Below are 11,281 nucleotides of genomic sequence, written 5' to 3'. Positions count from 1 at the left end.
CAGACCCTTGCCGCCCCCACAGAGGAGTCCTGATGCGCATCTTCGACCCCCATATCCATATGACCTCCCGCACCACGGACGACTACGAGGCGATGTACGCCGCCGGGGTCCGCGCCGTCGTCGAGCCGTCCTTCTGGATGGGCCAGCCCCGCACCTCGCCCGCCAGCTTCTTCGACTACTTCGACGCACTCCTCGGCTGGGAACCCTTCCGCGCCGCCCAGTACGGCATCGCCCACCACTGCACGCTCGCCCTGAACCCCAAGGAGGCGAACGACCCCCGCTGCACCCCCGTTCTCGACGCGCTGCCCCGTTATCTCGTCAAGGACTCCGTCGTCGCCGTCGGTGAGATCGGCTACGACTCGATGACCCCCGCCGAGGACACCGCCCTCGCCACCCAGCTCCAGCTCGCCGCCGACCACGGCCTGCCCGCGCTCGTCCACACCCCGCACCGCGACAAGCTCGTCGGTCTGCGCCGCACCATCGACGTCATCCGCGAATCGCACCTCCCCCCGGAACACGTGCTGCTCGACCACCTCAATGAAACAACCGTAAAGGCCGCCACTGACAGTGGCTGCTGGCTCGGCTTCTCCATCTACCCCGACACCAAGATGGACGAGGACCGCATGGTCGCCGTCATCAAGGACCACGGCACGGACAAGGTCCTGGTCAACTCGGCAGCGGACTGGGGCAAGAGCGACCCGCTCAAGACCCGCAAGGTCGGCGACGCACTGCTCGCCGCCGGCTTCACCGACGACGACGTGGACAAGGTGCTGTGGCGCAACCCGGTCGCCTTCTACGGGCTCAGCGGCCGCCTTCAGCTCGACGTCCCCGCCCCCGACGCCCTGCACGAGGGCAACTCCATCCTGCGCGGCGGGGAATAGGGGGAGAGGAGAGCCACCATGCGCTTCCGCCACCCCGACGGTTCGACCGTCCACCTCGCGTACTGCACCAACGTCCACCCGGCCGAGACGCTCGACGGCGTACTCGCCCAGCTCCGCGACCACTGCGAGCCCGTCCGCCGGCGCCTGGGCCGCGACCGGCTCGGCATCGGCCTGTGGCTCGCCAAGGACGCGGCGCACGCCCTGATCACCGACCCGGCGGCGCTGCGCGGCCTGCGCGCCGAGCTGGACCGGCGCGGCCTCGAAGTGGTCACCCTCAACGGTTTCCCGTACGACGGATTCGGCGCCGAGGAGGTCAAGTACCGCGTGTACAAGCCGGACTGGACCGACCCGGCCAGGCTCGCCCACACCACCGACCTGGCCCGGCTGCTCGGCGCGCTTCTGCCGGACGACGTCACCGAAGGCACCATCTCGACCCTCCCGCTCGCCTGGCGCACCGACTTCGACAACGACGCCGCCGACGCCGCCCGCAGCGCCCTCACCACGCTCTCCGAGCGACTCGACGCCCTGGAGGAACTGACTGGGAAATCGATACGCATCGGCCTGGAACCCGAGCCCGGCTGCACCGTCGAGACCACCGCGGACGCCATCGCCCCGCTCACCGCCCTGGCGAGCAGGCGCATCGGCATCTGCGTCGACACCTGCCACCTCGCCACCTCCTTCGAGGACCCGGCCACCGCCATCGGCGCACTCACCGCGGCCGGTGTCACCATCCCCAAGGCGCAGCTGTCCGCAGCCCTGCACGCCGAACACCCCCACCTCCCCGAGGTGCGGGAGGCGCTCGCCGCCTTCGCCGAACCCCGCTTCCTCCACCAGACCCGCACCTCCACCAGCGCGGGCCTGCGCGGCACCGACGACCTGGACGAGGCACTCGCGGGCGGCGCCATCCCGGACGGCGCCCCCTGGCGCGCCCACTTTCACGTCCCCCTGCACGCCCCGCCCGCCGCACCCCTCACCTCCACGCTTCCCGTGCTTCAGGACGCCCTGACCCAGCTGGTCGGCGGCCCCGTGCCGCTCACCCGCCACCTCGAAGTCGAGACGTACACCTGGCAGGCACTCCCCGCCGAACTGCGCCCCAGGAACCGGACCCAGCTCGCCGACGGGATCGCCGCCGAACTCACCCTCGCCCGCGACCTCCTGGTCGACCTCGGCCTCAAGGAACTGCCGTGACCGACACGCCCACTGCCACCACCTCTCCCACCCCCCTCCTCGTCCTGGACGTCGTCGGCCTGACCCCTCAGCTGCTCGCCCACATGCCGCGTCTCCAGCAGCTGGCCCGGTCCGGCTCCCAGGCCCCGCTGAGCACCGTCCTGCCCGCCGTGACCTGCGCCGCCCAGTCGACCTTCCTCACCGGAACCACCCCCGCCGAACACGGCATCGTCGGCAACGGCTGGTACTTCCGGGACCTCGGCGAAGTCCTCCTGTGGCGCCAGCACAACGGCCTCGTCACCGGCGACAAGATCTGGGACGCCGCCCGCCGCGCACACCCCGGCTACACCGTCGCCAACATCTGCTGGTGGTACGCGATGGGCGCCGACACCGACTTCACGGTCACACCCCGGCCCGTCTACTACGCCGACGGCCGCAAGGAACCCGACTGCTACACCCGCCCACCGGCCCTGCACGACGAACTCACCGAGGTATTCGGTACGTTCCCCCTCTTCCACTTCTGGGGTCCGGGCGCCGACATCGTGTCCTCGCAGTGGATTGTCGACGCGACCCGCCACATCATGCGCACCCGCCACCCCGACCTGGCCCTGTGCTACGTCCCGCACCTGGATTACGACCTCCAGCGCTACGGTCCCAACGACCCCCGCGCCTACCGGGCCGCCGCCGAGCTCGACGACGTACTCGCGCCGCTCCTCGACGACGCGCAGACCGAGGGCCGCACCGTCGTCGCGCTCTCGGAGTACGGCATCACCAAGGTGTCGCGCGCCGTCGACATCAACCGGACGCTGCGCCGGGCCGGGCTCGTCGAGGTGCACACCCAGGACGGCATGGAGTACCTGGACCCGATGACCTCGCGGGCGTTCGCGGTCGCCGACCACCAGATCGCGCACATCTACGTACGCCGCCCCGAGGACCTCGAAGTGACCCGCGCGGCCCTCGACGGCCTGCCGGGCATCGCCGAACTCCTCGACGACGAGGGCAAGAAGGCCCACGGACTCGACCATCCGCGCTCGGGCGAACTGGTCGCCGTCGCCGAACCGGATTCCTGGTTCACCTACTACTACTGGCTCGACGACGCGAAGGCCCCCGACTTCGCCCAGCTCGTCGAGATCCACCGCAAGCCCGGCTACGACCCCGTCGAGCTCTTCATGGACCCCCTCGACCCGTACGTACGCCTCAAGGCCGGAGCGGCGCTCGCCCGCAAGAAGCTCGGCATGCGCTACCGCATGGCGGTCGTACCGCTCGACCCGTCACCTATTCGCGGCAGCCATGGCCGCCTCCCCGCGAGCGACGAAGAAGGTCCGCTCATCCTGTGCTCCACCCCCCGCGCTGTCACCGGCCGTGTCGCGGCCACCGACGTGAAATCCCTACTCCTCCAGCTTGCCGGACTGCACTGACAAAGGAGTTTTTCCATGAGCCCCCTGAGCCGCAAGAACACCCCCGTCGACCCCGAGCTCGACCGCAAGCTGTCCAGACGCGGCATGCTCGGCGTGGCCGCCGGCGCGTCCGTCGCCGCCCTCCTCGCCACCGCTGCCCCGGCCACCGCCGCCACCCCCACCGCTGCCGCACAGAGCAAGGGCCGCGGCACGCCCGTGCTGCCCCCCGGCCGCCTCGGCGTCCAGCTGTACTCCCTGCGCGACAAGGTTTCCAGCCTCGGCTTCGCCAAGGTATTCGCCGAGCTGCAGCGCTACGGCTACGACGAGGTCGAGTACGCCGGCTACACCCAGGGCTCGGTGGGCGCCATCACTCTCGCCCAGCTCCGACAGCTCACCCGGGACCACGGCCTGCGCGGTATAGGCAGCCACGTCAACTACTACGACGACAACAACCCCGGCGCCTACAGCTTCGCGCAGAATCTCGACAAGGTCCTCGACGACGCCCAGGCGCTCGGCCTCAAGCACATCGGCACGGCCTCGGGCCCCTGGCGCTACGGCGCGACCGTCGACGGCTGGAAGCGCTGCGCGGAGGACTTCAACCACTACGGCGCCGAGGCCCGCAAGCGCGGCATGAAGTTCTACCAGCACAACCACGCGGAGGAGTTCTCCTTCGCCACCGACCGGCCCAAGGTCAGGCTCTACGACGTCCTGCTCGCGGAGACCGACCCCGACCTGGTCTTTCTGGAGATGGACATCTACTGGGCGTACGCCGCCCAGTTCCGCTTCGGCAAGCGTGTCGACGGCACCCCGGCGCCCTTCGACCCGCTGCGCTACGTACTGAAGCAGCCCGACCGCTACCCGCTCTTCCACGTCAAGGACGGCGAGCACGACGAGACCGCCAGGGATGGCTACCGGATGGTGGACGTCGGCGACGGGGACATCGACTACAAGCGCTTCATCTCCGCGGTCTCCAAGACCCGCGGTGGGCGCCGTGACCACCACTGGCAGGTGGAGCACGACAACCCCGTCGAGTCGTTCGCCTTCGCCCGCAAGTCCAGCGCGCACCTGCACTCGCTGCGCGAGAAGGACTGCTAGTACCTGACGAGCACTTGACGGAGGCCCGCGCCGACTCCGGTCGGTGCGGGCCTCCGTCAATGTGTCTGCCGAGACGTCGTCACCTCATGCGGCGTCCCTGCCGATGGGGTATGGATTGGGCACGATGTCCTTCGCCCGTGGCCGTCCGGGGGCCTTCAGGAAGCAGGCGAGGATCGCCGAGCCGAACCCGATGAACCCCGACAGTGCGAAGGCACCTCCGTAACCCCACGAGCTCACCACGATCGCGCCCACGCCGGAGCCGACAAGACCCGAGATCAGCTTGGAGCTGTAGACCATGCCGTAGTTCGACGCGTTGTTGTTCTCCCCGAAGTAGTCCGCGGTCATCGCCGCGAAGAGCGGGAAGATCGCGCCACCGCCGAATCCGGAGACCATCGAGCAGAACAGGAAGAACGGCATCGAGCCGATGTCGCCGGAGTAGAAGACACCGAACTGCGCGGAGCCGAGCACGAGACAGACGAAGACCAAGGTGTTCCGGCGTCCGTACCGGTCGGATATCCAGCCGATGACGCCCCGGCCGGTGCCGTTCACAATCGCCTTGAGCGACATGGCGGTTGCCACGATGCCGCCGGCGAAACCCATCTCCTTGCCGAAGGGCACCTGCATGGCGATGCCGAAGATGTTGATGCCCGCCGTGCACAGCAGACAGAACCACATCATCCACAGCACCGGAGTGCGGGCCGCCTCCCGCGGGGTGTACTGCCGGACCGCCGGTGGGTTCTTCGCCAGCGACCGGACGATCCGCGGGTCCTTCGAGGTCTTCAACGGGTCGACGTCTGCGGGCCACCAGTTCTTCGGCGGGTCCTTGAAGAACCAGCCGGAAACGGCGACGGCCACGCAGCAGACGACACCCGCGAAGATCAGCACATTCTTGTAGTTGGTCAGGTCCATGTACTGGGTGAAGAGGAAGACGAAGGGCACCGAGCCATAGGCGAAGCCGCCGTTGACCATGCCGGTCTTGCCGCCCTTGCGCTCCGGATACCACTTGCCCACCATGTTCACGCAGGTCGCGTAGACAAGGCCGGCGCCGATACCGCTGAACATGCCGAAGCCGATGTAGGCGACGAACACATGCGGCGCGTACGCCAGTGAGAGATAGCCGAGCAGCGTGCCGAGCGCGCCGAGCATCATCGCGCTCTTCGCCGGCAGTCTCCCGCTCTCGCGCAGCTTTCCCGCGGGGAAGGCCACGGCCGCCTGGAAGAAGATCCAGACACCCATCAGCCAGAAGATGTGCCCGTTGGCCCACATGTGCGCGTCGTGCAGAGTCTCTTCCGCCGATGTGAAGGCGTACTCCGATGAACTGATGCCCATCATGCCGATCCATGGGAGAAGCACCATGTACCAGCGTGGCCGCCCCATGATGTCCCGGTCGGTCTCGCCGAGCCTGTACACGCGTCCGTTGCGGTCCGTCACCTCCCTGAAGGCGACGGGCTTAGAGAAGTCGGTGGTTGTCATGTGAGTCGCACCCCTTACGTCGAAAGAGCTGGCCAGCGCCCCCTGTCCAAAACCTTTCGTGTCCTTGGGGTTGGGGGCGGCGCACGGCCGCCCCCACCTCGGTCACCTCATCGGCCACCACCCAACAACCCGGCCGCGCGCGCCCACTTGTACTTCGCGCCGAGCACCTCCACAGGCTTCTCCGTGGTGTACGGATACGCGACGACACCCCGCTCGAAGAGGTACGCGCACGCCTCCTCGACCTCCACGTCACCGGCCAGCGAAGCGACCACGGGCTTCTCGATGCCGCGCGCCCGGAACTCCTCGACCACCCGGGCGGTCAGCTCCGCGAAGACCATCGGCGGAGTGACGATCGTGTGCCAGTAACCGAGCACCAGTGCATGGATGCGCGGGTCCTCCATGCCGAGGCGGATCGTTGCCTCGTACGTCGAAGGGGGCTCGCCACCCGTGATGTCGATCGGGTTGCCGGCCGCTCCGAACGGCGGGATGAACGCCTTGAATGCCGCGTCCAGATCGTCCGGAATCTCCATCAGCGAGAGCCCGTTGTCGATGATCGCGTCGGAGAGCAGCACCCCGGAGCCGCCCGCCCCCGTGATGATGACGACGTTGTCGCCCTGGGGTGTCGGCAGTACCGGAAGGGCCCGTGCGTACTCAAGCATCTCGTTCAGCCCGGGAGCCCTGATCACCCCGGCCTGCCGCAGGATGTCCTCGTACACCGCGTCATCACCCGCGAGGGCCCCGGTGTGCGACCCTGCCGCCTTGGCGCCCGCGCTCGTACGGCCCGCCTTGAGTACGACGATCGGCTTCTTGCGTACGGTCGCCCGCGCCGCATCGACGAAGGCCCGGCCGTCCTTGAGGTCCTCCAAGTGCATGGCGATGCATGTGGTGTTGGGGTCCTCGCCGAACCACGTCAGCAGGTCGTCCTCGTCGAGGTCCGACTTGTTGCCGAGACCGACGATCGCCGAGACCCCCGTCTTCGTCGTACGCGCGAAGCCGAGGATGGCCATGCCGATGCCGCCCGACTGGGAGGTCAGGGCCACCCCGCCCCTGACGTCGTACGGCGTGCAGAAGGTGGCACACAGATCGTGCCAAGTGGAGTAGTAGCCGTAGATGTTCGGCCCCAGGAGCCGTACGCCGTACCGCTCGGCGATGGCGACGATCTCGTCCTGGAGCCCGTGCTCGCCGGTCTCGGCGAAGCCCGAAGGGATGAGCACGGCGTTCGGGATTCCCTTGCGCCCCACCTCCTCCAGAGCCGCGGCCACGAACTTGGCGGGGATCGCGAAGACCGCCACATCCACCTCACCGGGTACATCCGTCACACTCTTGTACGCCTTGCGGCCCAAGATGTCATCGGCCCGGGGATTCACCGGATGGATCTCGCCCGCGAAGCCGCCGTCGATCAGGTTGCGCATCACCGAATTGCCGATCTTGCCCTGCTCGTTGGAGGCGCCGATGACAGCGACCGAGTCCGGCTGCATCAGCCGGCCCATCGAGGTGAGGATCTCCTCGCGGCTGTACTTGCGCCGGGGTGCGGGGGAGGGGCCGCCGAGCAGGATGCGTACGTCGGCCGCCATCACCCCGCTCGCCGTGGCGAACACCGGGTTGAGGTCGACCTCCGCGATCTCCGGGAAATCGGCGGCCAGTTGAGACACCCGGACGATGAGCCGGGCCAGCGACGTACGGTCGACGGCTGCCCCGCCGCGTACACCGCGCAGGATCTCGGCGGCCCGGATCGAGTCGAGCATCGAGAGCGCGTCGTCCTCGGAGGCGGGTGCCAGCCGGAAGGTGATGTCCTTCAGCACCTCCACCAGCACCCCGCCGAGCCCGAACGCCACAATCTTCCCGAAGGTCGGATCGGTGACGGAGCCGATGATGATCTCCGTCCCGGCCGGCACCATCTGCTGCACCTGGACACCGAGCAGACGCGCTTCGGGGTCGTACGCACGGGCGTTGGTGACAATCTCGGTGAACGCGACCCGTACGTCACCGGGCGACTTCAGCCCGACCCGCACCCCGCCCGCGTCCGTCTTGTGCACAATCTCGGGCGAGACGATCTTGAGTACGACGGGGAAGCCGAGCCGGTCGGCCAGGGCGACCGCCTCGTCCGCGCTCTCGGCGAGCGCCTCCGCCGGGACCGGGATCCCGTAGGCGTCGGCGATCCGCTTGGCCTCGGGTGCCGTCAGCGCGGAGCGGCCCTCGGACCGCACCGCATCGAGCACCATCCGTACAGCAGCGGTGTCATGAGGATCCGTCAGGCCCATCAGATGACTCCATTCGTCTTGAGCAGCCGCAGTTCCTCGTCGCCGAGCCCCAGCTCCCCGACGTACACCTCGGCGTTGTGCTCACCGAGCAGGGGCGAAGTGACCACGTCGAAGGTGGAGTCGGAGAGCTTGATGGGATTGCCGACCGTGGTGAAGGTGCCGCGCTCGGGATGCGGGACCTCGACGACCATCTCGTTGGCGGCGAGCGACGCGTCCTCGAAGATCTCCTTCGTCGAAAGGATCGGCCCGCAGGGGATGTTGTGGGAGTTGAGCTGTTCGAGGACCTCCCACTTGGGAAGGGTCGACGACCACTCCTCGATCAGCTGGAACATCTTGCCGAGCTGCGGCAGCCGGTCCGCCGGCGTCGCCCACCCGGGGTCGTCCGCCAGCTCGGGACGCCCGATCAGCCCGGACAGCGGGCGCCAGCCGACGGGCTGGACGATCACGTACACGTAGTCGTTGGGGCCGCCCGGAGCGCACTTGACCGCCCAGCCCGGCTGCCCGCCGCCGCTCGCGTTGCCGCTGCGCGGCACCTCGTCGCCGAAGTCCTCGTTGGGATACTCGGCGAGCGGTCCGTGCGCGAGGCGCTGCTGGTCGCGCAGCTTGACCCGGCACAGGTTCAACACGGCGTGCTGCATGGCGACATTGACCCGCTGCCCGCGCCCGGTGCTCTCGCGCTGGAAGAGCGCGGCCAGGATGCCGGCCACGGCGTGGATGCCGGTCCCGGAGTCGCCGATCTGCGCACCGGTGGCGAGCGGCGGCCCGTCCTCGAACCCGGTGGTGGCCATGGATCCGCCCATGGCCTGGGCGACGACCTCGTACGCCTTGAAGTTGGTGTACGGGCCCTCTCCGAAGCCCTTGATCGAGGCGTAGACGATCCGCGGGTTGATCTCCTGGATGCGCTCCCAGGTGAACCCCATGCGGTCGACGGCGCCGGGCCCGAAGTTCTCCACCATCACGTCGGACCGGCGGATGAGTTCCGTCAGGATCTCCTTGCCGCGCTCCGACTTGGTGTTGAGGGTGATGCTCCGCTTGTTGCAGTTGAGCATCGTGAAGTACAGGGAGTCCACATCGGGCAGGTCGCGCAGCTGCTTGCGTGTGATGTCGCCGCTCGGCGCCTCCAGCTTCACCACGTCCGCGCCCAGCCAGGCGAGGAGTTGGGTGGCGGAAGGGCCGGACTGCACATGCGTCATGTCGAGGACGCGCACGCCCTCAAGTGCCTTGGTCATGATCGGCCTCCGCTACTTGTACATGGTCTGGTTCATGGTTCCGGGGGCGTACACATCAGGGTCGACCCACACATTGATCAGTGAGGGCAGCCCGGACTCGCGGGCCCGGCGCAGGGCCGGTGCGATGTCGGCGGGGTCGCGGACCTCTTCGCCGTAACCGCCCAGCATCTGGGCGAACTTGTCGTAGTGGACGTCACCGAGGGTGTTGCCGACGCGCTCGCGCTCGTCGCCGTACTTGGCCTTCTGGCCGTAACGGATCTGGTTCATCGAGGAGTTGTTGCCGACGATGCCGACGAAGGGCAGGTTGTAACGCACGAGCGTCTCGAAGTCCCAGCCGGTCAGGGAGAACGCGCCGTCCCCGAAGAGCGCCACGACCTCGCTGTCGGGCCGGGCCTGCTTCGCGGCGAGCACAAAGGGGATACCGACGCCGAGCGTGCCGAGCGGTCCCGGGTCCATCCAGTGGCCGGGGGACTTGGGCTGGACGACCTGGCCGGAGAAGGTGACGATGTCGCCGCCGTCGCCGATGTAGATGGAGTCCTCGGTGAGGAAGTCGTTGATCTCGCTGACCAGACGGTACGGATGGATCGGCGACGAGTCCGACTTGAGGTGCGGCAGCCGCTTGTCGATGGCCGTCTGCTCGGCCGTACGCAGCTCATCCAGCCAGGCTTTGCGCTTGACCGAACCGCCGTTGAGCCGGCCGGACGCCGACTGGGTGACGGACGCGAGGATCTGTCCGGCGTCGCCCACGATCCCCAGGTCGATGTCCCGGTTTCTGCCGACGGTCCGGTAGTCCAGGTCGATCTGTACGACCGTGGCGGCCTGCGAGAGCCGCTTGCCGTAGCCCATCCGGAAGTCGAAGGGCGTGCCGACGATGATGATGAGGTCGGCGTTGGCGAAGGCGTAGCGCCGGGACAGCTGGTAGTGGTGCGGGTCGCCCGGCGGCAGGGTCCCGCGCGCGGCGCCGTTCATGTACGCGGGCACATTGAGCGTACGTACCAGCTCGATCGCCGCGCCGGTGGCCCGGGTTGTCCACACCTGGCTGCCGAGCAGGATCACCGGCTTCTCGGCGTGCACGAGCAGATCGGCCAGCTTCTCGACCGACTCCGGATCGCCGGCCGCGCGGGTGGAGGCCCGGTACATCCCGGCCTTGGGCACCCGTGCCTTGTCCACCGGCACCTTGGCGTCCAGCACATCGCGCGGGATCTCCAGGAAGGAGGGGCCCGGCGCACCGTTGTAGCACTCGCGGAACGCCATCGACACCATGTCCGCGACCCGTGCGGTGTCCGGCACGGTCGCGGCGAACTTGGTGATCGGCGTCATCATGTCGACATGCGGGAGGTCCTGCAGCGACCCCATCTTGTGCTGTGCCAGCGCCCCCTGACCACCAATCAGCAACATGGGGGACTCGGCGCGGAACGCGTTGGCGACGCCCGTGACGGCGTCAGTCGTACCGGGTCCGGCGGTGACGACGGCGCAGCCCGGCTTGCCGGTGATACGTGCGTAGCCGTCGGCGGCGTGGGCGGCGACCTGTTCGTGGCGTACGTCGACGACTTCGATGCCCTCGTCGACGCAGCCGTCGTAGATGTCGATGATGTGGCCGCCACAGAGGGTGTAGATGACATCGACGCCCTCTGCTTTGAGCGCTTTGGCGACCAAATGCCCACCGGAAATGAGTTCTTGGCTGTCGTCGGGCATGGCGAAGTCCGTTCCCTTCGTAGGGGTGCTGGAGCTGTTGAGCGGTAGATTGCATACAGTCGACGAATACTGTATGAAGCTTG

At 68.2% G+C, this 11,281-nt stretch carries 8 protein-coding genes; 4 read left to right on the top strand and 4 right to left on the bottom strand.

Going from position 1 to position 11,281, the window contains the following annotated elements:
- Positions 1 to 32: 32 nt before the first annotated feature.
- The 4 genes from ABCR94_RS29455 to ABCR94_RS29440 are packed head-to-tail and all read left to right on the top strand — an operon-like array spanning position 33 to position 4,540.
- Positions 33 to 881 (top strand): TatD family hydrolase, encoded by an 849-nt coding sequence (locus ABCR94_RS29455; protein WP_347123405.1) that lies wholly within the window; start codon positions 33 to 35, stop codon positions 879 to 881.
- Between the two features lie 18 nt (positions 882 to 899).
- Positions 900 to 2,069 (top strand): metabolite traffic protein EboE, encoded by a 1,170-nt coding sequence (eboE, locus tag ABCR94_RS29450; RefSeq protein ID WP_347123404.1) that lies wholly within the window; start codon positions 900 to 902, stop codon positions 2,067 to 2,069.
- On the top strand, positions 2,066 to 3,466 hold the full coding sequence (locus ABCR94_RS29445) for an alkaline phosphatase family protein (RefSeq protein ID WP_347123402.1): 1,401 nt from the start codon (positions 2,066 to 2,068) through the stop codon (positions 3,464 to 3,466). The genes eboE and ABCR94_RS29445 overlap by 4 nt, the downstream gene beginning before the upstream one ends.
- Positions 3,467 to 3,481: 15 nt before the next feature.
- Positions 3,482 to 4,540: a sugar phosphate isomerase/epimerase family protein gene (locus ABCR94_RS29440; RefSeq protein WP_347123401.1), complete on the top strand. Its 1,059-nt coding sequence runs from the start codon at positions 3,482 to 3,484 to the stop codon at positions 4,538 to 4,540.
- Positions 4,541 to 4,624: 84 nt separating this feature from the next.
- Here the strand turns inward: ABCR94_RS29440 and ABCR94_RS29435 are convergent, their stop codons facing one another.
- From ABCR94_RS29435 to ABCR94_RS29420, 4 genes are all read right to left on the bottom strand, one after another.
- Positions 4,625 to 6,013, bottom strand: coding sequence for an OFA family MFS transporter (locus tag ABCR94_RS29435; protein ID WP_347123399.1), 1,389 nt, complete (start codon positions 6,011 to 6,013; stop codon positions 4,625 to 4,627).
- Between the two features lie 107 nt (positions 6,014 to 6,120).
- The gene (locus ABCR94_RS29430) at positions 6,121 to 8,274 is read right to left on the bottom strand and encodes an acetate--CoA ligase family protein (RefSeq protein ID WP_347123397.1); all 2,154 of its coding nucleotides are present in this window, start codon (positions 8,272 to 8,274) and stop codon (positions 6,121 to 6,123) included.
- Entirely contained in the window at positions 8,274 to 9,503 is a 1,230-nt protein-coding gene (gene frc, locus ABCR94_RS29425) for a formyl-CoA transferase (RefSeq protein WP_347123396.1), read from the bottom strand. The genes ABCR94_RS29430 and frc overlap by 1 nt, the downstream gene beginning before the upstream one ends.
- Before the next feature lie 12 nt (positions 9,504 to 9,515).
- Complete coding sequence (locus ABCR94_RS29420) at positions 9,516 to 11,198, bottom strand: thiamine pyrophosphate-binding protein (protein WP_347123394.1); 1,683 nt, start codon at positions 11,196 to 11,198, stop codon at positions 9,516 to 9,518.
- Positions 11,199 to 11,281 lie beyond the last annotated feature (83 nt).

The sequence above is a fragment of the Streptomyces changchenzhani genome, from assembly GCF_039766235.1.
Taxonomy (GTDB): Bacteria; Actinomycetota; Actinomycetes; order Streptomycetales; family Streptomycetaceae; genus Streptomyces.
The sequence above is the reverse complement of the archived record's forward strand: the minus strand, read 5'-3'. Positions and strand labels throughout refer to the sequence as shown.